The sequence below is a fragment of the Paracoccaceae bacterium genome, from assembly GCA_012103375.1.
Taxonomy (GTDB): Bacteria; Pseudomonadota; Alphaproteobacteria; order Rhodobacterales; family Rhodobacteraceae; genus WLWX01.
The window spans coordinates 1,821,896-1,848,642 of the sequence record WLWX01000001.1 but is presented as its reverse complement, the minus strand read 5'-3'; the positions used below and the strand labels follow the sequence as shown (position 1 = coordinate 1,848,642).

28 protein-coding genes and 2 pseudogenes are annotated in these 26,747 nt (G+C 59.4%); 12 read left to right on the top strand and 18 right to left on the bottom strand.

Annotated features, from left to right (window positions below; genetic code table 11):
• Positions 1-178 precede the first annotated feature (178 nt).
• The 3 genes from GKR99_09390 to GKR99_09380 are packed head-to-tail and all read left to right on the top strand — an operon-like array spanning position 179 to position 3,892.
• Positions 179-1,156, top strand: a complete 978-nt coding sequence (locus tag GKR99_09390) for an NAD-dependent epimerase/dehydratase family protein (protein ID NKB27746.1) — start codon at positions 179-181, stop codon at positions 1,154-1,156.
• Entirely contained in the window at positions 1,153-2,145 is a 993-nt protein-coding gene (gene galE / locus GKR99_09385; protein ID NKB27745.1) for a UDP-glucose 4-epimerase GalE, read from the top strand. The genes GKR99_09390 and galE overlap by 4 nt, the downstream gene beginning before the upstream one ends.
• Positions 2,096-3,892 (top strand): glycosyltransferase, encoded by a 1,797-nt coding sequence (locus tag GKR99_09380; protein ID NKB27744.1) that lies wholly within the window; start codon positions 2,096-2,098, stop codon positions 3,890-3,892. Before galE ends, GKR99_09380 begins: the two co-directional genes overlap by 50 nt.
• On the opposite strand, the gene GKR99_09375 is transcribed toward GKR99_09380, so the two are convergent.
• Positions 3,864-3,980, bottom strand: coding sequence for a transposase (locus tag GKR99_09375; protein ID NKB27743.1), 117 nt, complete (start codon positions 3,978-3,980; stop codon positions 3,864-3,866). The genes GKR99_09380 and GKR99_09375 overlap by 29 nt on opposite strands.
• An 88-nt stretch (positions 3,981-4,068) precedes the next feature.
• On the opposite strand from GKR99_09375, the gene GKR99_09370 reads away from it, so the two are divergent.
• The 3 genes from GKR99_09370 to GKR99_09360 all read left to right on the top strand — a co-directional run bounded on the left by GKR99_09370 (position 4,069) and on the right by GKR99_09360 (position 6,001).
• Positions 4,069-4,356, top strand: a complete 288-nt coding sequence (locus tag GKR99_09370) for a transposase (GenBank protein ID NKB27742.1) — start codon at positions 4,069-4,071, stop codon at positions 4,354-4,356.
• Positions 4,302-5,198, top strand: coding sequence for an IS3 family transposase (locus tag GKR99_09365; GenBank protein ID NKB27741.1), 897 nt, complete (start codon positions 4,302-4,304; stop codon positions 5,196-5,198). The genes GKR99_09370 and GKR99_09365 overlap by 55 nt, the downstream gene beginning before the upstream one ends.
• 200 nt (positions 5,199-5,398) lie before the next feature.
• Positions 5,399-6,001, top strand: coding sequence for a thymidine kinase (locus tag GKR99_09360; protein ID NKB27740.1), 603 nt, complete (start codon positions 5,399-5,401; stop codon positions 5,999-6,001).
• 15 nt (positions 6,002-6,016) lie between these two features.
• Here GKR99_09360 and GKR99_09355 read toward each other — a convergent pair whose 3' ends face one another.
• The 4 genes from GKR99_09355 to GKR99_09340 all read right to left on the bottom strand — a co-directional run bounded on the left by GKR99_09355 (position 6,017) and on the right by GKR99_09340 (position 8,275).
• Entirely contained in the window at positions 6,017-6,355 is a 339-nt protein-coding gene (locus GKR99_09355; GenBank protein NKB27739.1) for a tRNA-binding protein, read from the bottom strand.
• Positions 6,352-7,161, bottom strand: coding sequence for a pyrroline-5-carboxylate reductase (locus GKR99_09350; GenBank protein ID NKB27738.1), 810 nt, complete (start codon positions 7,159-7,161; stop codon positions 6,352-6,354). Before GKR99_09350 ends, GKR99_09355 begins: the two co-directional genes overlap by 4 nt.
• A 90-nt stretch (positions 7,162-7,251) precedes the next feature.
• On the bottom strand, positions 7,252-7,755 hold the full coding sequence (locus tag GKR99_09345; GenBank protein NKB27737.1) for a diacylglyceryl transferase: 504 nt from the start codon (positions 7,753-7,755) through the stop codon (positions 7,252-7,254).
• A 232-nt stretch (positions 7,756-7,987) separates the two neighbouring features.
• Positions 7,988-8,275, bottom strand: coding sequence for an accessory factor UbiK family protein (locus tag GKR99_09340; protein ID NKB27736.1), 288 nt, complete (start codon positions 8,273-8,275; stop codon positions 7,988-7,990).
• 110 nt (positions 8,276-8,385) lie between these two features.
• On the opposite strand from GKR99_09340, the gene GKR99_09335 reads away from it, so the two are divergent.
• From GKR99_09335 to GKR99_09320, 4 genes are all read left to right on the top strand, one after another.
• Positions 8,386-9,276: a prolipoprotein diacylglyceryl transferase gene (locus GKR99_09335; protein ID NKB27735.1), complete on the top strand. Its 891-nt coding sequence runs from the start codon at positions 8,386-8,388 to the stop codon at positions 9,274-9,276.
• Positions 9,234-10,343: a class I SAM-dependent methyltransferase gene (locus GKR99_09330; GenBank protein ID NKB27734.1), complete on the top strand. Its 1,110-nt coding sequence runs from the start codon at positions 9,234-9,236 to the stop codon at positions 10,341-10,343. The genes GKR99_09335 and GKR99_09330 overlap by 43 nt, the downstream gene beginning before the upstream one ends.
• Before the next feature lie 13 nt (positions 10,344-10,356).
• Complete coding sequence (pgeF, locus tag GKR99_09325; GenBank protein ID NKB27733.1) at positions 10,357-11,115, top strand: peptidoglycan editing factor PgeF; 759 nt, start codon at positions 10,357-10,359, stop codon at positions 11,113-11,115.
• A gap of 251 nt (positions 11,116-11,366) precedes the next feature.
• Positions 11,367-12,101, top strand: a complete 735-nt coding sequence (locus tag GKR99_09320; GenBank protein ID NKB27732.1) for a hypothetical protein — start codon at positions 11,367-11,369, stop codon at positions 12,099-12,101.
• A 28-nt stretch (positions 12,102-12,129) separates the two neighbouring features.
• Here GKR99_09320 and GKR99_09315 read toward each other — a convergent pair whose 3' ends face one another.
• The 6 genes from GKR99_09315 to scpA all read right to left on the bottom strand — a co-directional run bounded on the left by GKR99_09315 (position 12,130) and on the right by scpA (position 17,535).
• Positions 12,130-12,477, bottom strand: a complete 348-nt coding sequence (locus GKR99_09315; GenBank protein NKB27731.1) for an AAA+ family ATPase — start codon at positions 12,475-12,477, stop codon at positions 12,130-12,132.
• A gap of 31 nt (positions 12,478-12,508) precedes the next feature.
• Positions 12,509-13,552: an endonuclease gene (locus tag GKR99_09310; protein ID NKB27730.1), complete on the bottom strand. Its 1,044-nt coding sequence runs from the start codon at positions 13,550-13,552 to the stop codon at positions 12,509-12,511.
• Entirely contained in the window at positions 13,549-14,241 is a 693-nt protein-coding gene (locus GKR99_09305) for a molecular chaperone DjiA (protein NKB27729.1), read from the bottom strand. The genes GKR99_09310 and GKR99_09305 overlap by 4 nt, the downstream gene beginning before the upstream one ends.
• Before the next feature lie 92 nt (positions 14,242-14,333).
• Positions 14,334-14,816, bottom strand: a complete 483-nt coding sequence (locus GKR99_09300) for a GNAT family N-acetyltransferase (protein ID NKB27728.1) — start codon at positions 14,814-14,816, stop codon at positions 14,334-14,336.
• The gene (locus tag GKR99_09295) at positions 14,813-15,415 is read right to left on the bottom strand and encodes a VOC family protein (protein ID NKB27727.1); all 603 of its coding nucleotides are present in this window, start codon (positions 15,413-15,415) and stop codon (positions 14,813-14,815) included. Before GKR99_09295 ends, GKR99_09300 begins: the two co-directional genes overlap by 4 nt.
• Positions 15,415-17,535 (bottom strand): methylmalonyl-CoA mutase, encoded by a 2,121-nt coding sequence (scpA, locus tag GKR99_09290; GenBank protein ID NKB27726.1) that lies wholly within the window; start codon positions 17,533-17,535, stop codon positions 15,415-15,417. The genes GKR99_09295 and scpA overlap by 1 nt, the downstream gene beginning before the upstream one ends.
• 107 nt (positions 17,536-17,642) lie before the next feature.
• On the opposite strand from scpA, the gene GKR99_09285 reads away from it, so the two are divergent.
• Positions 17,643-18,116 (top strand): DUF4174 domain-containing protein, encoded by a 474-nt coding sequence (locus tag GKR99_09285; protein ID NKB27725.1) that lies wholly within the window; start codon positions 17,643-17,645, stop codon positions 18,114-18,116.
• 264 nt (positions 18,117-18,380) lie between these two features.
• Here GKR99_09285 and GKR99_09280 read toward each other — a convergent pair whose 3' ends face one another.
• From GKR99_09280 to GKR99_09260, 5 genes are all read right to left on the bottom strand, one after another.
• A complete protein-coding gene (locus GKR99_09280) occupies positions 18,381-19,940 on the bottom strand; it encodes a hypothetical protein (protein NKB27724.1) in 1,560 nt (519 codons plus the stop codon).
• A complete protein-coding gene (locus GKR99_09275) occupies positions 19,937-21,937 on the bottom strand; it encodes a DUF2118 domain-containing protein (GenBank protein NKB27723.1) in 2,001 nt (666 codons plus the stop codon). The genes GKR99_09280 and GKR99_09275 overlap by 4 nt, the downstream gene beginning before the upstream one ends.
• A gap of 137 nt (positions 21,938-22,074) precedes the next feature.
• Positions 22,075-22,290, bottom strand: coding sequence for a hypothetical protein (locus GKR99_09270; GenBank protein NKB27722.1), 216 nt, complete (start codon positions 22,288-22,290; stop codon positions 22,075-22,077).
• Positions 22,291-22,620: 330 nt separating this feature from the next.
• Entirely contained in the window at positions 22,621-22,974 is a 354-nt protein-coding gene (locus GKR99_09265) for a hypothetical protein (GenBank protein ID NKB27721.1), read from the bottom strand.
• Positions 22,975-23,333: 359 nt separating this feature from the next.
• Positions 23,334-24,288 (bottom strand): IS630 family transposase gene (locus tag GKR99_09260; protein ID NKB27720.1). Its coding sequence is split into 2 segments (ribosomal slippage): positions 23,334-23,936 and positions 23,938-24,288, totalling 954 coding nucleotides; the frame shifts between segments, so codons are not numbered across the junction.
• Between the two features lie 161 nt (positions 24,289-24,449).
• Here GKR99_09260 and GKR99_09255 point away from each other — a divergent pair.
• Positions 24,450-25,408 (top strand): annotated as a pseudogene (locus GKR99_09255) (IS630 family transposase).
• Positions 25,409-25,540: 132 nt separating this feature from the next.
• On the opposite strand, the gene GKR99_09250 reads toward GKR99_09255, so the two are convergent.
• Together GKR99_09250 and GKR99_09245 are read right to left on the bottom strand one after the other, a co-directional pair.
• Positions 25,541-25,942 (bottom strand): acetolactate synthase, encoded by a 402-nt coding sequence (locus tag GKR99_09250; protein NKB27719.1) that lies wholly within the window; start codon positions 25,940-25,942, stop codon positions 25,541-25,543.
• A 49-nt stretch (positions 25,943-25,991) separates the two neighbouring features.
• A pseudogene (locus GKR99_09245) lies at positions 25,992-26,745 on the bottom strand (class I SAM-dependent methyltransferase).
• Between the last annotated feature and the right edge of the window lie 2 nt (positions 26,746-26,747).

Below are 26,747 nucleotides of genomic sequence, written 5' to 3'. Positions count from 1 at the left end.
GGCGATTAGATGAAATGCTGCTGACACCGCAACTCATTCGGTCGGAAATCCCAGTCACAAGTTTATCGGAAACCACTCCATATCGGGACAACTGTTTCTTGAAGTATGAGGCATCACGATGAAAGTTCAGTCCCACAGCAACACGCAGCAGCGTATATTCCAGAACCCGAGACCTGCCATGAAAACTGTCCTGATCGCGGGCGGCGCTGGCTTCCTGGGCTCTTGGTTGTGCGATTCTCTTATCGCAAGCGGTTGCCGCGTCATCTGCCTCGACAATCTTCAGACAGGCGCGCATGAGAACATTGCTCATTTGCGGTCAAACCCGAATTTCCGGTTTCTTAGGCATGATGTGATTGATGAGATTGTGATCTCTGAAAACATCGACGAAATCTATAACCTTGCCTGCGCGGCCTCACCGCCAAGATATCAGGCTGATCCAATCCACACGTTCAAAACGAATATCTGGGGTTCGATGAACCTGCTGGAACTGGCTCGTCTGCATGATGCGAAGATTCTGCAAGCCTCGACATCAGAAGTCTATGGTGATCCGGAGGTCTCAGTTCAGTCTGAATCATATTTCGGCAACGTTAATACATTCGGACCACGCTCCTGCTATGATGAAGGAAAGCGTGCCGCCGAGACGTTGTTTCATGATTTCCATCATCAACATGGTGTGAAGGCCAAGATCGTAAGGATCTTTAATACCTATGGTCCACGTATGGACATTAACGATGGGCGGGTCGTCTCAAACTTTATTGTTCAGGCGCTTCGGGGTGATGCAATAACCGTTTACGGTAATGGCGAACAAACGCGTTCATTCTGCTATTGTGATGATCTGATCGCTGGCCTCCTGGCTTTGATGGCCACTGACGATGACGTGACCGGGCCGGTGAATATCGGGAACCCAATCGAGATAACGATGTTGGAACTGGCGCAGCACGTCATTCAATTGACCGGATCAAGATCATCGCTGGTCTATCGCGAATTGCCGCAGGATGACCCCAAAAAACGTCGTCCGGATATCAGTCTTGCTGCGAAGGCATTGGGCTGGCAGCCAAAAGTCGGGTTGGCAGAGGGTCTCGAAAGCACCATCACCTATTTCCGAGGCAAGCTGGTCGAAGAGTTGCAGACACGTTGCGTTGAGGCGGCCGAATGAAACCCGTCATCGTTACCGGCGGTGCTGGCTTTATTGGCAGTCACACGTGCAAGCGGATTGCAGAGGCCGGATACCTGCCGGTTACGGTCGATAACCTGAGCACCGGTCATGCCGACCATGCGAAATGGGGGCCGCTGTGCCATGTCGATGTTCGAAATTCTGACGCGATGTGCGATGTCATTCAGGCGCATGGCGCCAAGACCGTCATACATTTCGCGGCATCTGCATATGTAGGCGAATCCGTAGTCGACCCGTTGAAATACTACGACAACAATGTCGGCGGAATGCTTGCAGTGATGGATGCCGCCCGCAAGTCTGGCGTTGAGAGTTTCATTTTTAGCAGCAGCTGCGCGACCTACGGGATTCCAAACCAGCTTCCTATTTCTGAGGAAGCCGAGCAGAATCCAATTAACCCGTATGGGCGGACCAAGTTGGTATGCGAACAAATGCTCCGCGACGTGTCCGCGGCACACGGTATTCGCCACGCTATCTTGCGCTATTTCAACGCCGCAGGGTGCGACCCAAGCGGTGATTTGAGCGAGCGTCATGACCCCGAAACTCATTTGATACCACTGGCACTCCGTGCCGCGTTCGGGCTTACCGCGCCGCTTGAGGTGTTTGGCACTGACTACGACACGCCCGACGGCACCTGCATTCGTGATTATATCCACGTTTCTGATCTTGCAGATGGACATCTGGCCGCTCTGAAGCATCTAGAAGACGCTGGAGACAGCATCTCGATCAACCTTGGTACTGGCAGTGGCTGTAGTATTCTGGAAGTTCTTTCCGCGATAGAACAGGCCACCGGCAGGAAGGTTCCCGTAAGATTCGGGGCCAGGCGCGAGGGCGACCCTGCAGCGCTTGTTGCGGACGTTTCGAAGGCAAACAGGATACTTGGGTTCAAAACTCGGTACTCCGACATCGATACAATCGTCAAACATGCTGCACCTACGTTCGGAATGGGACAAGCAGATGCCGACTGCGCTTAACGATTTCAGGGCGATCCGCTTCGCAAACCAGCGCAAAGGCCATCCCGGGCCTTACCTGGTCCCCCTATTCAGCAAGATGCAGCGTCTGAAATATGCGACTCTGGCTATCCTGTGGGTCCTGAGCATTTCGTATTTCTGGGCGTGGTGGCTCCAGCCTGAGCATGTAATATCAACTCCGCGTTTCGTGATACTCAGCCTTGCGCTGGGATGGGCGACGTTTCTGGAATGCTATTTTCTAACCGTTCTATTAAGGTCGCGCAGACCAGCAAACAGACTGGGCGAGCTGTTTGGGTCCCGCGTTGCCATGATCGTGACGAAGACGCCATCAGAACCGTTTGATATCGTGCGCGTCACTTTGGAAGCCATGCTGGCGCAAGATTACCCGCACGACACATGGCTGGCTGACGAGGATCCATCCCCTGAAACGATAGCCTGGTGTGCTGAACGAGGTGTGCAGATTTCGACCCGAAAGGACCGTCAGGATTATCACCGGTCTGAATGGCCGCGGCGCACACGCTGCAAGGAAGGCAACCTGGCGTTCTTTTATGACCACTATGGATACGAACAGTACGACTTCGTCATTCAAATGGATGCCGACCACGTCCCGCAGGAGTCTTATTTGCGCGAGATGCTCAAGCCATTCGCCGACAAGGAAGTCGGTTATGTCAGTGGACCCAGTATCTGTGCAAGCAATCGGGCCGATAGCTGGGCGGCAAGAACGCGGCTGTACCGGGAATCAATGTTCCACGGGGTCCTGCAGGCGGGGTATTCCAACGGGATGGCTCCGATGTGCATCGGTTCACACTATGCGGTACGCACAGCAGCGCTGCGGGAAGTCGGCGGACTGGGACCGGAATTGGCCGAAGATCACTCAACCTCAATGATCATGAATGCCGGTGGTTGGCGCGGCGTCCACTCGCTTGATGCGATCGCCATAGGCGCGGGACCGGCCAATATCACAGACATGATCACGCAGGAATTCCAGTGGTCGCGCAGTTTGGTCACATTGCTCTTGCGGTATACACCGACATATTTCAAGCGGCTGAGACCCGCGCTGAAGTTCCAGTTCATATTCTCACAGCTCTGGTATCCGATTTCGGCGCTTTTCATGTTGGTCATGTACGCCGCACCTATCTATGCTATCGTTTTCACAGCACCCTTTGCTGCGGTCACCTACCCAGCATTCATAGGCCACCTGCTGCCCGCAGGATTATTGTTTCTGATCATAGCATACGTGATCAAACGCGATGGCTTCTACCGACCGAACTCGGCTGCGTTCATGAGCTGGGAAAAAGCGCTGTTTCCATGTCTTCAGTGGCCCTGGGTGTTTTGGGGATGCGCGATGGCGATCTTTGACAGCATTTCCGGCAGGTTCGTCGATTTTCGCATCACACCCAAAGGAGATTCACAGAAAATTAACCTTTCCTGGCGTGTGATCTTGCCATATTTCGTACTCGCAATCGGAGCGTTGGTCCCGGTTTTTCTTGCGCCTAACCCACAGACAATCCCGGGCTTCTTCGTATTGTCCATCATGAACGCGGCTTTGTTCGGAACAATATTTCTGATAATCGTGTGGGACTACTTACGGACCACAATGTTAACGGATTCGATCAATCCAATCGTTGCTGGAAAACTGGCTATGGCCGCTGTTGTTTTGATTGCAATGATGTCATCAGCGATCTGGATGCGTGGACGTGACAGCATTTTCGCACTAGTGTCTAGCCCCCAAGTTCTGGGCCATTTCTGATTAGAGTTTCTGGCATTGGTGGTCGCATGTTCAGAGCCTGGTGCGGACGTGTGTGGTTGTACTGCTTAAGCCAATGATTGATGACGATCTGTGCCTGTTTCGTTGTTGTGAACCATTCAGCTGTCCTTCCCCCCTAAAACTGGGCCACTACATTGGTCTTGAGAGGGGAATATGTAATGGCACGGAAACGGCATTCGGACGAAGATGTATTGAAGCTGCTGCGTGAGATTGAGCTGAAGCTGACGGGAGGAAGTGACGTTGCATCGGCGTGTCGTAGCGTCGGCATCAGCGATGCGACATATTACAACTGGCGGAAACGGTTTGGTGGTATGGGACGGTCGCAGTTGTCGGAGATGCGCAGCCTGGAAAAGGAGAATGGGCGTCTCAAGAAGATCGTCGCTGAGCTTGAATTGGACAAGCTGATCCTCAAAGAAAGCCTGAACTACTTAAAGCCCAGGGCCTGACGACTGGGGAGCTCCGTCAGGCCGTTATTCATACGCGCCAAAAGCTCGCGACCTCGGAGCGGAGGACCTGCCGGGTCGTCGGTCTTGCGCGAAGCTCTCTGCAATATCGACCCGCGCCAAAAGACGATGATGCTCTACGGCTCGCTTTGATCCGCCTGGCCAAGCAATATGGGCGCTACGGCTATCGTAAAGTTTCGGAACTCCTGCGCATCGAGGGCTGGCGGGTCAATCATAAGAAGGTTGAGCGTCTCTGGCAGGAAGAAGGACTGCAACTCCCGCAGCGGCACAGGAAGCGCAGACGGCTTTATCACAAGGACAGCTCGATCATTCGCCTCAGGCCGACGCATCCGAACCACATCTGGAGCATCGACTTCGTTCACGACAAGCTCAGCAATGGCCGGAGCTACAAGATGCTGACCGTTCTGGATGAGTACACCCGGCAGGCCCTGGCCGTGGAAGTTCGCAGCAGGATGGGCGCCGAAGATGTTCTGGAGGCGCTATATCCGCTGCTCCTCTGCCATGGCACGCCGGAGTATATCCGCTCCGACAACGGCCCAGAGTTCGTAGCCAAGGCGATGCAGGAGTGGTTGGTTCGCGTTGGTGTTCGACCAATTAGAATCTATCCGGGGTCCCCTTGGGAAAACGGATACAACGAGAGGTTCAACGGCACTCTCCGGCACGAGATCCTCAACGCTGAATGGTTCACAACAACGAAACAGGCACAGATCGTCATCAATCATTGGCTTAAGCAGTACAACCACACACGTCCGCACCAGGCTCTGAACATGCGACCACCAATGCCAGAAACTCTAATCAGAAATGGCCCAGAACTTGGGGGCTAGACAGCCGTCAGCAGCACGAACGCTAACTTTTGGCGACGGCTTTGGCAATGTTTCAGGTTCGAAATGTCCAAATCGCAACGCCGCCCAGCCCGGCGACTGTGGCGTATCAACATCATATTGCATCGCCTGATGATACCCTGCCGCAACGCGCCACACCATAGGCTTGCAGCATCGCCTCGGCCCGCGCTATCCCGTTTGTCATGGCAAAGCTCTATTTCCATTTCTCTACCATGAACGCCGGCAAAAGCACCCTTTTGATGCAGGCAAGCCATAACTACCGTGAGCGTGGGATGGACACCTATCTGCTGACGGCGCAGCTGGACAACAGGGCTGGTGAAGGACGGATCGGCAGTCGCATCGGCATCGGGGTTGAGGCCGATACCTATGCACCGGGCGATGATCTGTTCGAAAGGATCAGGTTGCGCCAGGGCAAGGGCCCGGTTGCTTGCGTGTTCCTGGACGAGGCACAGTTTCTGGAACCCGCTCAGGTCTGGCAACTGGCCCGCGCCGTGGATGATCTGAATGTTCCGATCATGTGCTATGGGCTGCGCGTCGATTTTCGCGGAGAGCTTTTCCCCGGTTCTGCCACGCTTCTGGCGCTGGCCGATGAAATGCGCGAGGCGCGCACGATCTGCCATTGCGGCAAAAAGGCCACGATGGTGGTGCGACAGGATGCGGATGGCAACGTCCTGAAGGATGGCGCGCAGGTGCAGATTGGCGGCAACGAAACCTATGTTTCCCTTTGCCGGAAACACTGGCGAGAAGCTGTCGGAGATCGCAAAAGTCAGTCACCGCAGGCATGAAGGCCAGCGCCTTCGTCAGTACATGCGTCCGCCCAGCGGCACATCCTTGTCGGGGGTCAGCAAGACGACCTCGCCCGCGTCATCCGGCACGCCCAGCACCAGCACCTCGGACATAACCGGACCGATCTGACGGGGCGGGAAATTTATCACTCCAAGCACCCGTTTTCCAACCAGGGTTTCGGGCGTGTAGTGCACCGTGATCTGGGCCGAGGATTTACGCTCTCCGATGTCGGGGCCGAAATCGACCCACAGCTTGAATGCCGGTTTCCGCGCTTCCGGGAAGGGTTCCGCACGAATGATCTGACCGACGCGGATGTCCACGGCCATGAAATCGTCAAAGCTGATCTGGCTCATGCGCCCAGTTCCCGACTGCGATCCGCCGCCGCCTTGATGGCGCGTTTCAGCAGCGTTGGAAAACCACTTCCTTCGTCCATCAAAACGCCCAGTGCCGCCGCAGTGGTCCCGCCCGGGCTGGTCACATTGACCCGCAGCTGAGCGGGAGGTTCGTCGGATTTTTCGGCCAGCTCGCCCGCCCCTGCCACGGTTGCACGGGCCAGTTGCAGGGCAAGGTCTTCGGGCAGACCTTCGGCGACCCCGGCCTCCGTCATCGCTTCGATCAGATGAAAAACATAGGCGGGGCCAGAACCGGACACCGCCGTCACTGCATCCATCTGATCCTCTGCACCCAGGCGCACAACCTGACCCACCGCGCTTAGCAGTGTTTCCGCCAAAGCCAGGTCTTCTTCGCCAACAGACGCATTGCCGACAATCGCTGTGATCCCGCGTCCAACGGCGGCGGGTGTGTTTGGCATCGCCCGCACAATCGTGGCATTTGCCCCCAGTGCAGCCTCATAACCGCGGATCGGCGTTCCGGCGGCTACCGTGATAAACAGCGTGTCAGCACCAAATCCGCTGATGGCAGGCAACGCCTCGGCCATCATCTGCGGTTTCACTGCGATCAGCACGATTGCCGGATTGTCAGGCAGCGCCTGGTTGATCGCAACGCCGGTGCCCAGAAGCCACTCAGACGGGGCCGGGTCGATCACATGCACCGAGGTCGCCGGAAGCCCACCATCCAGCCACCCCGCCAGCATGGCCGAACCCATCTTGCCGCACCCCAGCAGAACCAGACCGCGATCTGCAACAGATTTCATATTCATTGACGAACCCCACGGCCATTTCCGCACGAACCTAGTGGATGATGAAACGCAGCGAAACCGGTCACGGGGCAATTCGACCGCCTGTTTGGGTCAGGCGCGACCGTAAGCCTCGGCCATGACGATGCGCATGGCTTCTTCGGGGGTGTTGTTGGCCCAGGTGACCAGTTGCAGCGCCGGGTAATAGCGTTCGGCCGTGGCAACGGCTGAACCGATGAGGCGGTCAATCTGTACTGTCCCGGCAATCTGCCCGCCGGACAGAACCAAGCCATAGCGCCAGACCATCAGGCGTTGCAGATGCCAATAGGTAAAGGCCCCGTCCCAGCACAGGTCATTGATCTGGTTCAGCGCCTCATAAAGCTCGGGCAGGCGCTCCTCGGGCGGTTCCATTTCGAAGGTGCAGATCAGGCGCAGGGTCTCATCGGTTTCCGACCAGGCCAATGTGATCGAATAGGTGCGCCACTGACCCTCGACCGCCATGGCGATCTGGTCTTCGCCAACCCGGTCAAACTGCCAATCGTTATGATTGGCGAGGTTTTCGACGATGTCGATCGGATGTATGTCGCCGGAATCATAAAGCGGCTCGGAAAGCGACATATCGTGCCCTTCAGAGGTTCTAGCCGTTCGCACATTGCCTGCGGCGACGACTTGGGTGCTGCTCAAGGACGGGCGGATCGTTGCCGCCGTCCTACAACATATGGTGGTTGAAAGGCCGAATCGTGTAAACCCTTATTTCCGATTTACCCACAGAAACTTGGCCCGCGCAGGGCGCAGGCCACAAAAAAGGCGCCGCATTGGGCGCCTTTGGTGCATTTTGATGCGGGGCAGGTCAGCTTTTTGGCTTGGTCGCCGCCTTCGGCATTGATTTCGCCTTGGGCGCACCGCCTTCAAGCGCTTCGATCCGCTTGGCCAGTGCTGCATTTTCCTCGCGCGCTTTCTTGGCCATCGCACTGACGGCTTCAAATTCTTCGCGGGTGACGAAATCCCGATCCGCCATCCAGCGGTCAACCCAGCCTTTCATGGCCGTCTCGGCCTCGGACTTGGCGCCCTGGGCAACGCCCATGGCATTGTTCATCAGCTGCGAGATATCCTCGACGATCTTGTTGCGGTTCTGCATGGCACCTCCTTCGCGGTACACGACCATTCACGTGGCTGTCATATGTGTATTCGAAGGGTGTTTTGCAAGGTTGACGGCGCCGGGCAAGCCCTGTCTTTAGGGGGGTGATGATGCCGTTTGCGATCCCCTTCCCCAACATCGGCCCCGAGATTTTCTCGGTCGAGGCGTTCGGTACGACCTTCGCGCTGCGCTGGTACGCGGTGTCCTATATCGTCGCCATCCTGGTGGGCTGGAAGCTGGCGGCGATGACCCTGCGCAAGCCCCACGTCTGGGCGAACAGCACCCCGGTGATGACCACCCAACAGCTTGAGGAATTCGTCACTTGGCTGATCATCGGGATCGTCGGGGGTGGCAGGCTGGGATACGTGCTGTTTTACGCCCCCGAAACCTGGGCCCGCCCGATTGAGGTACTCTACGTCTGGCAGGGCGGGATGAGTTTTCATGGCGGGATGCTCGGCGTCGGGCTGGCGGTGCTGATCTTTTCGCGCCTTCGCAGGATTGAACTGGCCGGGATGTGCGATGTCATGGCGCTTGGCACCCCGACCGGATTGCTGCTGGGGCGACTGGCCAATTTCATCAATGCCGAACTCTGGGGCCGCCCGACGGATTTGGCATGGGGCGTGATCTTCCCGGGCGCACGCGCGCAGGACTGCCCCGGGGTCGAGGGGTTGTGCGCGCGCCACCCTTCGCAGCTTTACGAAGGGCTGATGGAGGGCGTGATCCTCTGGGCTGTGCTGTTCTGGCTGGCATGGTCGCGTGGCGCGTTGAAGCGGCCCGGCACGATCACCGGAGTGTTCCTAGCCGGATACGGGCTTGCGCGCTTCCTGGTCGAATTTGTGCGCCAACCCGACCCGCAGTTCATCAGCCCGGGCAATCCGCTGGGCTGGGCGGTCCATGCCGGGGGGCTGGGCCTGACCATGGGTCAGCTTCTGTCGCTGCCGATGATCGCGCTTGGCGCATGGCTGATCCTGCGCGCGCGCCGCGTACCTGCACCGGCGTGACTCCGCTGGGGCAACGGCTGGCGACGCGGATCAGGGCAACCGGGCCGATCACCATCGCCGACTACATGACCGCCTGCCTTCTGGACCCGACGGATGGCTATTACACGACCCGTGATCCCCTTGGGGCCGCCGGGGATTTCACCACCGCCCCCGAAATCAGCCAGATGTTCGGAGAGCTTCTGGGCCTTGCCATCGCACAAAGCTGGCTGGATCAGGGCGCGCCGGACCACTTTGTTCTGGCCGAGCTGGGGCCCGGTCGCGGCACGCTATTGTCCGACGCGCTGCGCGCCACCGCCAGTGTTCCGGGCTTCAACGCCGCCGCAGAACTGCATCTGGTCGAGGCGTCCCCGACCTTGCGCGCCCAACAGGCCGAGGCGCTGAAGACCCACGCCCCAAAGTGGCACGATACCGTCGACACGCTGCCGGACGCACCTTTGTATCTGATCGCCAACGAATTCTTCGACGCCCTGCCGATCCGCCAGTTCCAGCGCGACGGCGCAGGCTGGTCCGAACGTGTGGTCGGGCTGAAAGATGGTGCGCTGGCCCCAGGGCTGACGCCAGCGCTTCCGATAAGCGCGCTCGATACTCGCCTGGAAGATACGGTCGACGGCGACATCGTCGAAACCTGCTCTCCGGCGCACGCAATCACGGGTGCGATCAGTGCGCGAATTTCGCAACATGGCGGCATGGCCTTGATCATTGACTACGGCGACTGGCGCTCGCTCGGCGACACGTTGCAAGCGGTGCGCGCGCACGCACCCACCGACCCGTTTGAGGCACCGGGCCAAGCCGATCTGACCGCCCATGTGGATTTTGAGGCTTTGGCAATTGCCACCACCAAAGCAGGCGCAGCCCACAGCCGCCTGACGCCTCAGGGCGTTCTGCTGGAACGGCTGGGCATCTCGGTCCGCGCTGCGGCACTTTGCCAAGGGGGTGGCGACGATCAGGCGGCCACGATCACCTCTGCGTGTCACCGCTTGACCCATCCGTCGGAAATGGGAACCCTGTTCAAGGCACTGGCGATATCGCCGCAAGGCGCCGCCATGCCTGCCGGTTTCGCCCCCTGATGCGGGTTTACCCATGACACTGGAAATCCTGACCCACGATGACCTTGCCCCCCTGCAACACGGGTTTTTCACGCGACGTGGCGGCGCGTCTTCGGGGATATTCGACGGGTTGAATTGCGGCCTTGGTTCGACCGATCAGACCGAGGTTGTGCAGATCAATCGCGCACGGGTTGCCACCGCTTTGGACATTTCGCCTGACCGCCTTGTCGGGGTGCATCAGGTGCATTCGTCCAAGGTTGTCACAGTCGATGGGCCGCATCCCGGCGCTGCACCCCAAGCGGATGCGCTGGTTTCCGCAACGCCGGGCGTGGCCTTGTCGGTCCTCAGTGCCGATTGTCAGCCGGTTCTGTTCGCCGACCACTCTGCCGGGGTGATCGGTGCCGCGCACGCAGGCTGGAAGGGCGCGCTTTTCGGCGTTCTGGAGGCAACACTGGACGCCATGGAAGCACTGGGCGCTGACCGCGCATCGACCCATGCGGTCATTGGGCCAGCCATCAGTCAGGCCGCCTATGAGGTCAGTCCGGACTATTTCGAGGGCTTTATGGCCGAAGACCCGGACAGCCCCCGATTCTTCGCCAACGGCGTGGATGGAAAGTACCAGTTCGACCTTCCCGGTTACGGTTTGCACCGGTTGCGCGCCGCCGGTGTCGGGCAATGCGACTGGGTGCGGCATTGCACCTATGGCGACGCGGATCGTTTCTATTCCTACCGACGAAGCCAGCACCGCTCTCAAGCGGATTATGGCCGCCTGATCGCTGCGATCCGCCTGTAGGATCAGAACCCATCAACGCCACAATATTGCCCCGGCACCGGCGTGTTACGCGCGGGATTGGACGGTATTCATGCAAACACTGAATGCCAAACACAGGTTACCTGATGAAAACCCGACGCTGGATCACTGCCGTTCTGCTCGAATCTGAATGCCACGCCGCATCCGCCACCAAACGCGCCGGAAATCGAAAACGGACCTGAGGAGGCGAAAGCCAGACTTTCAACGAAATCATAAACTTACAGGTCACTGCCATGATCTTTGAAGATGTATCCTCGATCTTTGCGCCGACGCGCGCCAACCCGGTTTCGCAACCGCCCGCGTGCCAATTTGACGTGCAGGCCCAGACCCGCACCGGCGAAATCAAATTCGTCACGAAAACCGCGCCAGCGTCGGATCAGTTCCTGCGGGCCTTCGCCGTCATTGGACGCGGCACGGTGCTGGAAACCAGGCGCGGCGTTGTTGCAGTCGAAGACCTGATGCCGGGCGACCGGGTTATGACAGCATCCGGGCGGGCAGAGATCCTGAACTGGTGCGGTTCTGTCACGCTCGATCCGGCGCGATTGCCCGGCTTCGGGCTGGTGCGCGTGCCCGTCGATGCCTATGGCCCCGGGCGCCCAGCCACGGATACAGTGTTCGGCCCCGGCGCAATGCGGGTACATCGCTCTCCTGCGGTCTGTGCCCGACTGCGCGCGTCTGCCGTCCTGTCACCGCTTGTAGAATGCGCTGATGAAGGCGCGATGATCCCGATCGCGCCGACAGCCCCGGTGACGTTCTTTCAATTAGGGTTCAGCCGCCAGACCGGCCTGAATGTTGGCGGTATGGAGGTTGCCAGCCTGTTCGCCGCCCAGCCCGGGCTGGACCAGATCATCCCCGCGATACGCGCCCCCTATTTGTCGATGTTCCCGCAGTATCAGAACGTCGGGGCGGCAGGGCGCGCCATGGGTCCAACGCTTAGCCGCGCGGAAATCGACCAACTGGCGGCCTGAGCGTTGGGCGCCGGTCCCGGGACCCGCGTTAAAGATCAACCTCGCCATCGCCGTCCGGATCTGCCTGTTCCATCGGATCCAGCGGCACTTTGCGGCGGATTATGATATCGCCGTTGGGCAGAACTTCGGGCGGGTGATAGTCGTCAATGTCGCGGAACGTCAGACCGTTCCAGTTCAGGTCGCGCAGGGCTTCGACCATGTCGCGCAATGACGGCTCGGCCTCGTCACGAAGCCCGCGAAACAACAGCTCCGCGCCTTCGCCCAACAGCTCAAAACCGCGCTCAAACTCTCCGTCGTCGGACGCGGAGGGTTCCTGCGCCAACGACGGGGTCGCCAGCAAAAACAGGGACAGCGGATAAACAAGGATACGTGTCATACCCTCAATATAGCACGGATCGGGGCCAATTTTAAGGGGCGGTCGAAGCCTGTAGATCCAGATCGAGGGTGACCGGGAAGTGATCCGATGCGGTCAGCAACGCAGCCCGCAAATCGGCATCATCATAGCAGGGCTGATCATCAAACGGATGCCAGATGCGCCATTCGGGGCGTTTCGACATCAGTTCCGGGCTGATCATGATGTAGTCCAACAGCGCCGACAGCCAGCGTTTTTGCTTGGCCAGATAGAACCGGGCGGTGGCCGGCAGGGTCTGGCCACGCCGCCCCCACAACGCGCGGGCGTGCGGGTCGAACAATTGCAGCTCACCTTCGCCGCCCTGAACAACTTCGACACCCGATCGCCCGAACAGCTTTTCATATTCGTCCAGCCCCGGCCCATCATTGAAATCGCCCATGACGATCAGGGCTTCGGCAGCGTCCAGATGCTCGACCACACGTTTTCGCAGCCAAAGGCATTGCGCCAACTGTTTGCGGCGGTTGGCGATTGACATGCGCATCACTTCGGCAGCGCCGCGTGCGCCATGCGGGGCCTTCGATTTGGCGTGGACACCGATCAGACGCAGTTCGGTGCCATCACGGGTTTTCAATGCCGCCTCAAGCGGGGGTTTGGACCAGCGGACCAGATCCTCGGTCGCGTCGATGTCCAGATCTATGCGGAAAACGCCGTCAAAGCGTGGCGACTGGTCCGATCCCTTCTTGCCCGTCGCATCGCCCCTGGGGTCATGGTTGGCCGTCAACATGTCGGGGTCGTACAGCAGACAAATCTCTTGCTGCGTGTGGTTATCGAACCCCATCAGCGCTTTGCGAATTCTCAGGTCATAATGGGCCGCGAAATTTTCCAGCGCCTCGACCCCGGATCGCTTGCGGTTGCTTTCCGGGGCTTCGATCACCATCACAGCGTCCGCATCCAGCGCGTTGAAGACCCTTCCCAATGCGGCCAACTGGTCGCGGCGCGTCACATCGTGACGACCTGACCAACCATCATCGATCAGCAGCTGGCCATCATCGGCGAACAGGTTCGAGAACCATTCGACATTATATGTCGCAAACCTCATGCGGCAGGTGCCTGTGCCGAGATATCGTCCCAGGCGCGGTTGATCGCGATCAGGCGTTTCTCGGCCAGACGCACAGCTTCGGACGGCACCCCGCGGGCGATCATGCGATCCGGGTGACTGTCGCGGACCAGCGCGCGCCAGGCGGCCCGAATCTGTTCCATCGGCATGTCGGGCGTCACGCCCAGCACATCCCAGGGATCGGGATCGGCATCGGGGACGAAACGTGTGCGCACAGAACGAAATGCGCGCTGATCAATGCCAAAAATCTCGGCCGTTCGGGTCAGGAACTGATCTTCGGCATCATGGTATGACCCATCAGCGATCGCGATGTGAAACAACCCTTCCATCAGATCGCACAGGATACGTTGCCCGGCATCGTCGGCAAACATCGCTCCGATTCTGCGGGCGTAATCCTCAAATCCGGCCACATCCTGACGCGCAAGGTTGAAGACGCGCACGGCATTCGCTTCTTCCGCCTCGGGGATATGGAAGACTTCGCGGAATGCCGCCACCTCATCCCGCGTTACCTGCCCGTCGGCCTTGGCCATCTTGGCGCTGAGCGCGATAACCGCGATCCCGAATGCTGTCGAACGTTCGGGCGGGGTGCGCAGGCGTTCGAACACCACCGACAGTGGTTCTCCGGCGGCGAGCGCGGACAGGGCGTCGGATATGCGGGACCAAAGCGACATGACCCTTCCCTTAGCGGGTTTGACAGGGGTTGAAAATCGCCGCACTGCGGCGATGCCGCGGGCGGGAGTATTTTTGACAAGATGAGGCTGGGTCAGAGCCGTTTCTGCATCAGTACCAGATCCAGCCATCGGTCGAATTTCCGACCAACCTCGGGCAATCTGGCAATAGTTTCATAGCCAAGTGCCGCGTGGAATCTGACCGCACCTGCGTTTTCTGCGCTGACCCCGGCAAACATGCTGTGCACCCCGGCGGCACGTGCGTGGCCTTCGACGGCCAGCATCAAAGCCCGCCCAACGCCTCTGCCCCGCGCTGCCTGAGCGATGATCACCGTGTGCTCCATCGTATGGGCATAACCGACCCCGCCGCGAAACTGGGCGTAGGTGGCGAAACCGATAACACCGCCTTCGTCTGCTACGAAAAAAGCGTGACCGTCCGAGTGTCGGGCCGTGATCAGTGCGGTGACATCTTCGGGTGTTTTTTCGAGCGAATTGAACGTGGCAAGGCTGTCGCGGATCACCGGGTTCCAGATTGCCGCGATCGAAGCGCCGTCAGCGATTGTGGCCTCCCGGATCACATCAGCACACGCGGACCGTTCGGCGTGTCGATCTTGACCCTAAGGGCAAGCGGGCCAGCGGCCAAAACAACGTTCGGCATCGCCGGAAGGGCGTTGCCAAGTGCTGCGTGGTCCGGCGTCATGATTTCCAGGCGCGTCATCCGACAGCCGTTTTCAGGCAGCCGGTCCGAAGGATGCGCAGCGCCCGCCCATTCAATCAGCCCCGGAAACGCGCCATCAAATGGCAGACAGCCATCGGCCGGGATCGCCATACGCCATTTCAGATCGCCGCGCGCAGCGTCCATCGGGCGGCCGGCCCCTGACGGGGCCGCCGCAAGCGCCGCATCCAGATCACCTGTCCGGCAAATCCAGTTGGCCAGCCGGGGCGCGCCGGTGAACCCGTCCAGATTGAACCAGCGCGGATAGGGCGGCGGGTTGGCGTCCGGATCTATCGCAATAACCTCAAGATAGAACCCCGGCCCCAAGCCCAGCAATCGGTTGTGGGTGCCCATGAAATCGTGCCGCCCACCTGGCACCATGGCCACGCCCAGCGCCTCCTCAACATGGGCGACGCCCGCCTCGAGCGTTTCGGCGACAACGGCAAGGTGATCGGGCTGCATCAGGCGCGGCGCGCCCGGATCAGCCGCAGGATATCCGCGGCGGCGTCCGGGATGTTGGTGCCGGGCCCGAAGATTGCGGCAACGCCTGCGTCTTTCAGGAAGGCGTGATCCTGCGCCGGAATAACGCCGCCACAGATCACCAGAATATCCTCGGCCCCGGCGTCCCGCAGCGCTGCGATCAGTTTGGGTGCAAGGGTCTTGTGGCCCGCCGCTTGCGACGAGATTCCGACCACATGCACGTCATTGTCCAGCGCATCCTGCGCCGCTTCTTCCGGGGTTTGGAACAAGGGTCCGACATCGACATCAAAGCCGATATCGGCGAATGCCGTTGCGATCACCTTCGCACCCCGGTCATGCCCGTCCTGGCCCATCTTGACCACCATCATGCGCGGGCGGCGACCTTCTTCTTGCGCAAAAGACTCCACGTCTTTCTGTATCTTTTCAAAGCCTTCGTCGCCTGCGTAAGCGGCACCGTAGACCCCGGCGAGGGTTTTGACCTCGGCCCGGTGCCGCCCGAAGGCGTGTTCCATCGCCATCGAAATTTCACCCACGGTTGCCCGTGCGCGTGCAGCTTCGACGGCCAGTTCCAGCAGGTTCGCATCGCCCTTCGCACCAGCCTGCAACGCCTCCAGCGCCGCATCGCAGGCGGCTTGATCGCGGGTGCCGCGCACCCGTTGCAGCCGCGCCATTTGCGAGGCTCGCACGGCCATATTGTCAACGTCCAGAATGTCGATCTGATCCTCGGTTTCCAGGCGGAACTTGTTGACCCCGACGATCACCTCATCACCCCGGTCGACGGCCGCCTGTCGCCGCGCCGCAGCCTCTTCTATCCGCAGTTTCGGCATCCCGCTGGCCACCGCCTTGGTCATGCCGCCCAGTTCATCAACCTCATCAATCAGGGTCTGCGCGGCGTCGATAAGCTCGGCCGTCAGCGCTTCGACGTAATACGACCCCGCCAGCGGATCGACCACCTTGGTCACACAGGTCTCATTTTGCAGGATCAGCTGCGTGTTGCGGGCGATGCGGGATGAAAACTCGGTCGGCAGGGCCATCGCCTCATCAAAGGAATTCGTGTGAAGCGACTGGGTGCCGCCCAGAACCGCGCTCATCGCCTCATAAGCGGTGCGCACGATGTTGTTGTAGGGGTCCTGTTCCTGCAAGCTGACGCCGCTGGTCTGGCAATGGGTTCGCAGGATCGAGGATTTTTCTTTCTTTGGCTCAAATTCCTGCATGATCCGGTGCCACAGGAAACGTGCGGCGCGCAGCTTCGCAGCCTCCATGAAGAAGTTCATTCCGATGGCAAAGAAGAAGGACAGACGGCCAGCGAACGCATCCACATCCATGCCCCGCGCCACGGCAGTTTTCACATATTCCTTGCCGTCGGCCAGCGTGAACGCCAGTTCCTGTACCAGCGTCGAACCAGCCTCTTGCATGTGATAGCCGCTGATGCTGATCGAGTTGAATTTCGGCATCTCGCGGCTGGTATAGTCGATGATATCCGCCACGATCCGCATCGAGGGTTCGGGCGGATAGATATAGGTGTTGCGGACCATGAACTCTTTCAGGATGTCGTTCTGGATGGTCCCTGATAACGCGGCGCGGTCGACGCCCTGTTCTTCGCCCGCCACGATGAAACTGGCCAGAACCGGGATCACCGCACCATTCATGGTCATGGAAACGCTGACTTTTTCCAGCGGAATGCCATCGAACAGGATTTTCATATCCTCGACGGAATCTATGGCGACACCGGCCTTGCCAACGTCACCTTCGACCCGGTCATGGTCACTGTCATAGCCGCGATGCGTCGCCAGATCGAACGCGACTGAAACACCCTGCTGGCCCGCCGCCAGCGCGCGGCGATAGAAGGCGTTTGATTCCTCGGCAGTCGAAAATCCGGCGTATTGACGGATGGTCCAGGGGCGGCCAACGTACATTGTCGCCTTGGGACCACGGGTATAGGGGGCTTCCCCCGGTACGCTGTTCAGATGCGCAGCGGCCGACAGATCTTCGGGGCCATAGACGGGGCGCACGGCGATGCCTTCGGGCGTTTGCCAGATCAGGTCATCGGGGGTGCGATTGCGCAGCTCATCAGTTGCGCGTTTTGTCCATTTTTTGTCCATCGTTTGCCTATTGCCCGCCGCTTCAGGTGACATCCCTGTGACCCAAAGCAGATCGCCCCTTCGTATTCCTGCCGCTGCACCCTATATTCTGCCAGAACGGAGGACCGATGAAAACGACTCTTGCACTTGTTTTTGCTACCATACTTTGCGGACCCGCCTGGGCCGTGGGCGAGGGCGAAGCACAGACCCCGGTCGAAATCTGGCAGGAAGACCGCACCATTGTGCTGGACGCCGACGACGTCGAGCTGTCGGATTTCCAATGGATCGCACGCCCTGTGGTGGTATTTGCGGATTCCACTGCCGATCCCCGATTTATCAAACAGCTGGACCTGTTGGCCGCGCGCGCCGGGGAACTGGCGGATCGGGACGTGGTTGTGATCACAGATACCGATCCGGCGGAAAAATCGGCGCTCCGGACCGAGTTGCGCCCGCGCGGTTTCATGCTGGTGCTGATCGGCAAGGATGGCGGCGTAAAACTCAGGAAGCCCGCGCCCTGGAACGTCCGGGAATTGACCCGCGTGATCGACAAAACGCCCGAGCGGCAACAGGAAGTGCGCGACCGCGCTTTGCTGGCTGAATGAGGTTTAAGCATCATCCATACAACTTGCACCTTTCCCTGAAGGCGAGTCCCAGCCTTTAGCAGTGCGCGCGCAGGACCGGCGGGTTGGCGTAGCAACAGTGCATAGGCATGATTTATGGTGCCGGGTTAGCCGTCAACCATCCCGGATGTGTTCCCCTCGAACCGACGCCAGACCGGTGGGGCCGGTCCGGCGTGCGCCCTGCGCCTGCGGCGCGCACCGGGCCCAGGCCATTTCGGATGCGATTCAGATATTTGGGAAGGCGCTTTAACGCGCGCACGCGTCGGTGTTTGCAAAGACGAAACAGGCATCGGGAGGCAGGTCTGACACCCATGAATTCAGCGCCTTTTGCGCGGATTCGACGTCTTCGGTGGTTGCGGCGTAAAAGCTGACTTCGGCGTCGCCGACATACCCGGCAGCGCGCAGCATCACCAGTTTGCCCAGTGGCTGCCAGTCAGGCGAAATCCCCGCTTTGATGAAACTGTCATAGATCATGATGACCGCAACGTCGTGACGATCGACCATCGGCCCGGCCCAGCCCGGCGTGGGGTCGAATATGCGCGCGCGGCGCGCCGCGTCGTTGGCGAGACCATAAAGGTCCAGCACGTAATCCGGATTACCCCACACCGCGAGGCCCAGATCATTGACTGCGATCGGGCGTTGCAGATGCTGATGGGCGAACCGGCGCATCTGGGCCTGTTGCAGATATTGTGCACGGATGTTCCAAGGATAATCGCTGATCGTGCGCGGTACATAATTCCAGGCCGCAGGCAGCAATGCGGCGACGGCAATAGCGGTCGCCAGACCGCGCCGATCCCCAACACTGGCTGCAAGGATCAGGGCGCCAAGACCAAGGGCGGCAATTGCATAATGCTCATACCGTTCCATCCAGCCAACCTGTGCGAACAGCAGATGCCCCAGACCCGCCCCGGCAATCACCAGCGCCAGCCAGCCGATCCGCGATTGGCGCAGCCCGGCGTCCAGCAGCCGCATCGCCATGGCGGCAACCACAAGCGCCAGAATGGCCAGCCCGCCCGGTTTGGCGATGTTGATCCGGAATGTGCCGATCACGCGTTGCAGGCGACTGATGCTTTCCTCGCCATCGCTGATCAGCTTGGCCTGAACCGAGTTCGGCAACGGGTCGAGGCCGAGTGACACAAGATATCCCATGAACGCCGCAATCGGGATCAAGCCCAGTGCCGCCCCCAGTACGGCCAGTCGCCAACGCCCCACACTCATCAAAATTGCGATGCTAAGGACAACCAGCGCCAAACCTTCGAATCGCAGAAGCGGTGCGACGAACAGCCCGATCAGCAGCATCGGCACGCCGGTACCATCGCGCAAAAGACGCGCCAAACCAAAAATGATCGCGATGCTGGCCGCCCCGTGCAGCGCGTGTTCCATCCCGGTAAATGCTGTCGAATGTGCCCCGACAACAAGCGGACCAAGGAAGGCCAGAAACAGCCCCAGAAGGCCACGATACCCCGCCCAGCCCAGCGCCCGCCCCCAAAGCCACGCCCCAAGGCACAGACCAAACAGATTCCATGCAAGTGGCAGAAACCGCTGGAACTGGCTATCCGGGAAAGGCGTCAAAATCAGCGGGTAAAGCGCGGAAGAGGCTGCCGACGCGACCTCTCCGTTGTTGACGCCATAACCTCCGCGCGCAAATTCCGACGCCATGGCAAGGTGGATGTAGACGTCATCAAGCGGGTATTCGAAGTTCCAGCCGGATCGGGCCAGTGCTGCGATCATCAGCCCGCCATAGGCGATCAAAGCGCCAGCGACGGCAACACTGCCAAGGCGAAGTTGCTGGGTGTCGGCGTTCACTCGAACTCCAAAATCGCCTCATCCACGGCCAGGCTTGCACCGGGATCCGCATTGACCTTGGCGACTGTTCCCTTTTTCTCGGCGCGCAGGATGTTCTCCATCTTCATCGCCTCGACGGTTGCCAGCGCTTGCCCTTCTTCGACCGTGTCACCAACTTTGACCGCAACCGAGACCAACAGCCCCGGCATCGGACACAGCAGGAATTTCGATGTATCGGGCGGCGCTTTTTCCGGCATCATTGCCGCCAGTTCCGCCTGGCGCGGCGTGCGCACGACGGCCTTAAGATCTGCCCCGCGGTTGCGCAGTCGCGCCCCGCCGCGGATGAAATCGACCTTGACGATCATGAATGAACCGCCAACCTCGCCCTGGAACAGCCGGTCGCCCAGTGTCCAGTCGGATCGCACGCTTATTGTTCCGTCGTCCGCGAACCGGACTTCGGTACCTTCACCGTTTTCCTCGACATGTACTGGGAAGGTCTGACGACCCAGCGCCACCACCCACTCGGGCGCGATCCGGCGGCTGTGGTTCGCCATCGCACCAGAAATCTGCGATTCGCGGGCTTCCTTGTGCATCTTCACGTGCGCCGCAACGGCGGCAAGGCGGCGCAGCGTGCTTTCATCCGGGGTGACGCCAGCGAAACCGTCCGGGTATTCTTCTTCGATGAATGCTGTGGTGATGTCGCCCGATTTGAATTTCGGATGATCCATCACGGCTGCCAGGAACGGCAGGTTGTGGCCGATCCCCTCAACCTCGAATGCATCCAGCGCGTCGCGCATCCCGGCAATGGCCGCCGGTCGGTCCGGCCCCCAGGTGCAAAGCTTGGCGATCATCGGATCATAGTAGATCGAGATCTCGCCACCCTCGAAAACACCGGTGTCATTGCGGACGACGAAGTCTTCCTCGGCCACTTCGAACGGCGGGCGATAGCGGGTCAGACGCCCGGTAGAGGGCAGAAAATTTCGATACGGGTCTTCCGCATAAAGCCGGCTTTCCATCGCCCAGCCGTTCAGCGTGATGTCGTCCTGCGCCATCGGCAATTTCTTGCCAGCGGCGACGTTGATCATCTGTTCAACCAGGTCGACGCCAGTGATCAGCTCGGTCACCGGATGTTCGACCTGAAGCCGCGTGTTCATTTCAAGGAAATAGAAGTTGCGCTCTCCATCGACGATGAACTCGACCGTACCGGCACTGGTATAGCCAACGGCCGCCGCCAATGCGCAGGCCTGTTCGCCCATCTTCTTGCGTGTGGCTTCATCCAGAAACGGGCTGGGCGCTTCTTCGATAACTTTCTGATTGCGTCGCTGGATCGAGCATTCGCGCTCTCCCAGATAGAGGGTGTTGCCGTGACTATCGGCCAGAACCTGGATTTCGATATGGCGTGGCTGGGTTACAAATTTTTCAATGAATATGCGGTCATCGCCAAAACTGGCTGCGGCTTCGTTCTTCGAGCTTTGGAACCCCTCGCGCGCTTCATCGTCGTTCCAGGCGATCCGCATGCCCTTGCCACCGCCACCCGCGCTGGCCTTGATCATCACCGGATAGCCGATTTCGGTGGCGATCTTGACCGCGTGCTCCGCGTCGTCGATCAGCCCCATAAAGCCCGGCACCGTCGACACGCCAGCCTTCGCGGCGATCTTCTTGGAGGTGATCTTGTCGCCCATCTTTTCGATCGCACCAGGGGGCGGGCCGATAAATGCCACACCCTCTTTCGCAAGCGCTTCGGCGAAGGCCTTGTTTTCAGAAAGGAAACCGTATCCGGGATGCACCGCTTCGGCGCCGGTTTCCCGGATGGCTTGCAGGACGTTGTCTATCACGATGTAGGATTGGTTGGCGGGCGGCGGACCGATGCGAACCGCTTCATCGGCCATTTTTACGTGAAGCGCATTGCGGTCAGCGTCCGAGTAGATTGCAACGGTTGCAATGCCCATGCGGCGCGCAGATTTGATGACCCGGCATGCAATTTCGCCCCGGTTGGCGATAAGAATTTTTTTGAACATCGGCCCCTCGTGCGCGTTTTGGTTCCTTTTGCCCGCTACGCGCAAAAATGGAAAGGCCACCGGTGCTTGCGCGCCGGTGGCCCATCGTCGCATCCGGGCCTAAACCCAGAGCATTCTCAGCTTACGCCTTCAGGTGCTTAGCACTTCGGGTCGTTCGGGTAGGTCTGGCAGAATGCTGCGCCAGCAGCAGCGCCAACCACGATGCCGGTGCCAACATCGCCACCAGTTGCAGCAGCGGCAACGCCGCCAATGCCGCCACCGGTCAGCAACTGCTGGCCCAGGGTATCGCCGCAGGACGTAATACCAAGAACGGCGGTCATCGCAATGGCCCAGAATTTCGTTTTCATCTGCATAACTCCTTTGGAACACATCTCAGTCCCTACAATCGCCCGAGCGAGCAGAAAGTTCCAGTGGAAATACCCGCTGATGGGCAGATTGACGCCAAATGACGAATAAATTCACCCGGTATTGGGGCAACCCAGACAAAAGCGGCGGTCCGACCCGGGGAAGGTCGAACCGCCAGAATGGGAAGGGTAACGGTATTGACAACGAGGTCGACACCTTCAACGCCGCCTCATCCGCCACCATGATCCTGCGTGATACCTGTTGGAAGAGGGCGGTGTCACAACGGCATTTCTCAGCCGTTGGTCGCCGACAAATACAACCTATAGGCGAATAATTGCCTAATCGGGGTCCGTGAAGACCTCGGGGAAAGTGCGTTGTGCGGCGTCTGGGTCGATGCGCAGCAGGGCCTCGTAACTGGTTGGATCAAATGGATCTTCTGCGGCAACAACCTCGCGCCAGAACAGCCATGACAGGCGTCCGGCATCCAGGTTCCCACGCTCGAACGGCTGATCACCGAAATGCTGCCACAGGGCCGCCAGAAACCCGATGTCCGCACGCCGGTCGGGTGCACGCCGGTCGGCGTGGCGTTCGCGGATCGTAATCGGTGTCACGCCTTTTGGATTCGGGCGCCGAATGACAAACTGAAAGTCCGTCCCCGGTAGCCGCCCCGGAAAGCCGCGATGTTTCAGCATCTCAGCACGTGCCACGCGTATTGCCCCCGCTTCCTTGCCCCAGAAATGCCGAACGCGCCCGAAGGCGCGTTCGATCCGTCCAATCGTTCGGATGAACGATCAGTATTTGTTGTAAGTCGGCTCGGCCGTTACGGGCTCGGGCTCAACCATGATGATTTCTTCTTCCATGGCTTCTTCTTTGGCGCATGCTGCGACGAAAGCGACGGCACCGATGGCCAGGAATGTTGCGAATTTCGACATCTGTCTCTCCTTCAATAACTATGTGGCGCTTGACCGCGATCGTCGGCTGGCGCGCCCCCACACTCGAGTTGTTGAGGCCCCCGTGGGGAAACCTGCGGGCACTCTAGAGCATGGTCCATTTAATCTGCAACATATCCGGCAGCCTTGAAGAGGTTTCTGCATTCTTCTGGTGGAAAGAGGTCGCAGGTTTGTGCGACGGATTGGAACAGCGCGTCGAAGGTACGTGCTTTCAGCCGTCGCAGATGTGCTTTGAGCTTGGCGTATGCCATTTCGATAGGGTTCAGGTCGGGGCTGTAGGGCGGCAGGAAGAGGAGCCAGCTTCCCTGCGCTTTCAGGATGGCCTGTGCCTTTGCGGATTTGTGAGACGACAGGTTGTCAGCGATCACGACGTCACCTGGCTGCAAGGTCGGAACCAATTGGGTTTCAATGTATATGTCGAAGGCGGCGCGGTTCATGGGGCCGTCCAGAACCCAGGGTGCGCTGAGTTCATCCATCCGCAGCCCGGCGATGAAGGTTTGCGTGCGCCAGTGGCCGAAGGGCGCGTCCGCCTCAAGCCGAGTCCCCCGGAGGGATCGGCCCCGCAGGCGTGTCATCTTGGTGGTGACGGCGGTTTCGTCGATAAACACCAGCCTATGCGGCTCACGGCGCATCCTCGGCATCCGACGCCGCCACTCGTATCGCGCGGCGCGAACCCGTTTGCGCAGCCTTTCCGTTGCGATCAGCTATTTTTTTATATGTGAACCCAAGGCGATGAAGCAAGTGACGTGAGAGCATCGCCGGTGTGGCGATTAGGTCATGCTCCTGCTTCAACGCTTCGGCCAGCTCCGGCATGGTGATGTCCGGTTCAGCTTGCACGCGTAATTTCAACCACTCGGACGCCGCGTCCAACTTGCTGCGTCGAGGCCGTCCTTGAGGCGCAGCTTTCACGCCGCCGGTTCGCCTTTTGCGCTGCATGATCCGCACCGCGCTCGCGACCGATATCCGCAAACGCCGGGCCGCCTCATGGCAGGAAAGTCCTTCATCTACCAGCGCGACGACGCGCTCTCGAATGTCCAAAGACAGTGATTTCCCCATGATCCACCTCCACATTCGGTGAATCACAAAATCAGACCTCTGGGAATCCCATCGATTCAGATTTCAAGGACGGCGCTCTAAAGCGTTTCGGCTTGAACCTGAATCGCGAGGGATTCCCTTGAGACCTGATCTGTGATTCATCCTGTTTGGGAGGATGGATCATGTCAGCACCTTTGCCATCTGCGCTTCGGATACGGTTTCAGAGATACATTGAAGAAGGGTTGAGCGGGCGCGCGGCGGCGTTGCGGTTGAAGCTGTCGCCTGCCACAGGCGCGCGGTGGGCGCGTCAGGTGAGGATGAAGGGTCATGCGGAACCTGCCCGGCAGGGACCGCCGCGCGGCAAGGGAAAGCTGGCTCCGCATCGGGAATTCTTTGAGGAGTTGATCGCACAAGACCCTGACATCACGCTCTTTGAGTTGCGTAATGCGCTGGCCGATGCAGAGGGTGTGCGGGTGCATCACTCCTCCATCGCCAACCTTCTGTCCCGGCTCGGCTTCACGTACAAAAAAAGTCGCTGGTCGCCACCGAGCGCCGCCGCGCCAAGGTAAGGCAGCAACGGGCCGACTGGTTCAGATACCGCTCGCCAGCCATTGCGACCTTTCCTGAGCGCGTTGTCTTTATTGACGAAACCGCAGTGAAGACAAACCTCACGCGCCTACGCGGCAGAGCCAAGCGCGGTAAGCGCCTGACGATGGATGCGCCCTTCGGAAGCTGGGGAACCCAAACCTTGATCGCGGGCCTGACCCAAGGCGCGCTGATCGCACCTTGGGTCATCAAGGGAGCGATAGATGGCCCCGCCTTCGCGGCCTACATCCGCGAAGTGCTGGTCCCCGAGATCAACCCCGGCACTGTCGTCATTCTCGACAACCTGGCAACCCACCGGAATAAGGAGGCGACGCAGGCTTTACGCAATCACGGCTGCTGGTTCCTTTACCTGCCACCGTACTCGCCCGACCTGAATCCCATCGAGCAGGCCTTCTCTAAACTGAAAGCCCATTTGCGACGGATCGGGGCCAGGTCCTTTACCCAGGTCTTCGAAGCAATCGGAGCAATCTGCGATCTCTACGACCCAGTAGAATGCTGGAACTACTTTAAGGCCGCCGGATATGTCTCAGGTTAATGTCGAAACGCTTTAGTGATTTTCGCGCCGGATAACAGAGGCTTCTTCGTTTTTGGGGTTTTTTGCTTTGCGAGTCACAATTCGGGCCGGTTTTACGGGCTTTCGGCGGGGTTTCGCCGGTTCCGGGCGGCGTCAGAGGCCGTCCCAGACACAAGCCCCGTCTTCAGGGCGGAAGGTATCGAAATGTTGCGTGGCCTTGAGGTCGGTCTTCCCAAACGGAACCGGGCGGTCACTGATCGAGATTACGATCTGCCCCACCTCGCGCCCCGTCTCGGCCAGGATCGGCAGGGCGATGGCATCGCAAAGCACGGCGAGGTCGATCTCGATATCCTCGAACGTTGTGTCGGGGTCGAGGTCGGGCGTCAGAAAGCGCAACCGCAAGTCCGTCCCCGCGCCAGCGCTGTCGTCCCACATCGCCTCGATCAGTTCGGCAGAATTGCCAGAGGGCAGGACAAGGGGGGCGGCGTGGGCGGGGGAAATCCCCAGCCAGATCAAAATGAATACAAGTTGAGCGAAGCGCGGCTTGGGACGCATTTTGAGCGTTCGTGACCGATTCAGAGTTCCCGCAAAGCCCATCTCTGTTTCATCCCCTGGTCACAACAACCCGTCGGACTTTATTTCGGGACAACAATTGCTGAACCGTTCCCAGAGTTCCCAGTCTTGCAGATTGCTCGCGCGCTGTAGAGACTCGCAGATCCAGGATTATGCTGCCGCCTTCCGAGACCTTTTCGGCGAAGTAGCTGTAATAGCTGTCCACCGGGTAGTGAAATCCGCACGATAGGAAACTCACGGCCAGGTCCACATTCTCAGACGATTGAGCATCCGCAACGGCAGGGTTCATCGTCGTGATCCGGTCTGGTGCAATTCCGTTGTTTTCAAGGAACTTGCGCGCGACGGACAGAGAGGAGTATGCAGCCCCCTGATCCGCAAATCCGAAGTGACGTTCATCATTCTGTTCAAGGTCGATCAGAACGAGTTCGCTGCCATAGGTCCGTGCGGCAAAAAGATCCCAGAACGCATAGCCGCAGCCGATATTCGCAATTCGCCTAGGGGGCCAGTCCATCCAGGGTCGGGCGCATAGCCACAAATTCCGAATAGATGATTCCAGCGGCACGCCGCGCGATTTCCGTACCGAGGCGTTCAACCTCGGCCTCAATTGGTCCGGGATCGCCATCCATCCACGCGCGGATCACGCGCCCCGATCTGGGTACATCCCAAAGAACTCTTGACCGCTGAAGGATGATATTCAGCAGGTCCGTTGAACCGAAACAGCTGAAATCGAGGTCTGCAACCGCAGGGTCGACAGTATCGTTTTCGGACATGGAGTCAGCGGGCATTC

What these genes read in the sequence shown, in the direction of transcription:
- GKR99_09390 (NKB27746.1), top strand. Translation starts at nt 179, where the DNA reads ATGAAAACTGTCCTGATCGCGGGCGGCGCTGGCTTCCTGGGCTCTTGG.
- galE (NKB27745.1), top strand. Translation starts at nt 1,153, where the DNA reads ATGAAACCCGTCATCGTTACCGGCGGTGCTGGCTTTATTGGCAGTCAC.
- GKR99_09380 (NKB27744.1), top strand. Translation starts at nt 2,096, where the DNA reads ATGCTGCACCTACGTTCGGAATGGGACAAGCAGATGCCGACTGCGCTT.
- GKR99_09370 (NKB27742.1), top strand. Translation starts at nt 4,069, where the DNA reads ATGGCACGGAAACGGCATTCGGACGAAGATGTATTGAAGCTGCTGCGT.
- GKR99_09360 (NKB27740.1), top strand. Translation starts at nt 5,399, where the DNA reads ATGGCAAAGCTCTATTTCCATTTCTCTACCATGAACGCCGGCAAAAGC.
- GKR99_09355 (NKB27739.1), bottom strand. Translation starts at nt 6,355, where the DNA reads ATGAGCCAGATCAGCTTTGACGATTTCATGGCCGTGGACATCCGCGTC.
- GKR99_09350 (NKB27738.1), bottom strand. Translation starts at nt 7,161, where the DNA reads ATGAATATGAAATCTGTTGCAGATCGCGGTCTGGTTCTGCTGGGGTGC.
- GKR99_09345 (NKB27737.1), bottom strand. Translation starts at nt 7,755, where the DNA reads ATGTCGCTTTCCGAGCCGCTTTATGATTCCGGCGACATACATCCGATC.
- GKR99_09340 (NKB27736.1), bottom strand. Translation starts at nt 8,275, where the DNA reads ATGCAGAACCGCAACAAGATCGTCGAGGATATCTCGCAGCTGATGAAC.
- GKR99_09335 (NKB27735.1), top strand. Translation starts at nt 8,386, where the DNA reads ATGCCGTTTGCGATCCCCTTCCCCAACATCGGCCCCGAGATTTTCTCG.
- GKR99_09330 (NKB27734.1), top strand. Translation starts at nt 9,234, where the DNA reads ATGGCTGATCCTGCGCGCGCGCCGCGTACCTGCACCGGCGTGACTCCG.
- pgeF (NKB27733.1), top strand. Translation starts at nt 10,357, where the DNA reads ATGACACTGGAAATCCTGACCCACGATGACCTTGCCCCCCTGCAACAC.
- GKR99_09320 (NKB27732.1), top strand. Translation starts at nt 11,367, where the DNA reads ATGATCTTTGAAGATGTATCCTCGATCTTTGCGCCGACGCGCGCCAAC.
- GKR99_09315 (NKB27731.1), bottom strand. Translation starts at nt 12,477, where the DNA reads ATGACACGTATCCTTGTTTATCCGCTGTCCCTGTTTTTGCTGGCGACC.
- GKR99_09310 (NKB27730.1), bottom strand. Translation starts at nt 13,552, where the DNA reads ATGAGGTTTGCGACATATAATGTCGAATGGTTCTCGAACCTGTTCGCC.
- GKR99_09305 (NKB27729.1), bottom strand. Translation starts at nt 14,241, where the DNA reads ATGTCGCTTTGGTCCCGCATATCCGACGCCCTGTCCGCGCTCGCCGCC.
- GKR99_09295 (NKB27727.1), bottom strand. Translation starts at nt 15,415, where the DNA reads ATGCAGCCCGATCACCTTGCCGTTGTCGCCGAAACGCTCGAGGCGGGC.
- scpA (NKB27726.1), bottom strand. Translation starts at nt 17,535, where the DNA reads ATGGACAAAAAATGGACAAAACGCGCAACTGATGAGCTGCGCAATCGC.
- GKR99_09285 (NKB27725.1), top strand. Translation starts at nt 17,643, where the DNA reads ATGAAAACGACTCTTGCACTTGTTTTTGCTACCATACTTTGCGGACCC.
- GKR99_09275 (NKB27723.1), bottom strand. Translation starts at nt 21,937, where the DNA reads ATGTTCAAAAAAATTCTTATCGCCAACCGGGGCGAAATTGCATGCCGG.
- GKR99_09270 (NKB27722.1), bottom strand. Translation starts at nt 22,290, where the DNA reads ATGCAGATGAAAACGAAATTCTGGGCCATTGCGATGACCGCCGTTCTT.
- GKR99_09265 (NKB27721.1), bottom strand. Translation starts at nt 22,974, where the DNA reads ATGCTGAAACATCGCGGCTTTCCGGGGCGGCTACCGGGGACGGACTTT.
- GKR99_09250 (NKB27719.1), bottom strand. Translation starts at nt 25,942, where the DNA reads ATGCGTCCCAAGCCGCGCTTCGCTCAACTTGTATTCATTTTGATCTGG.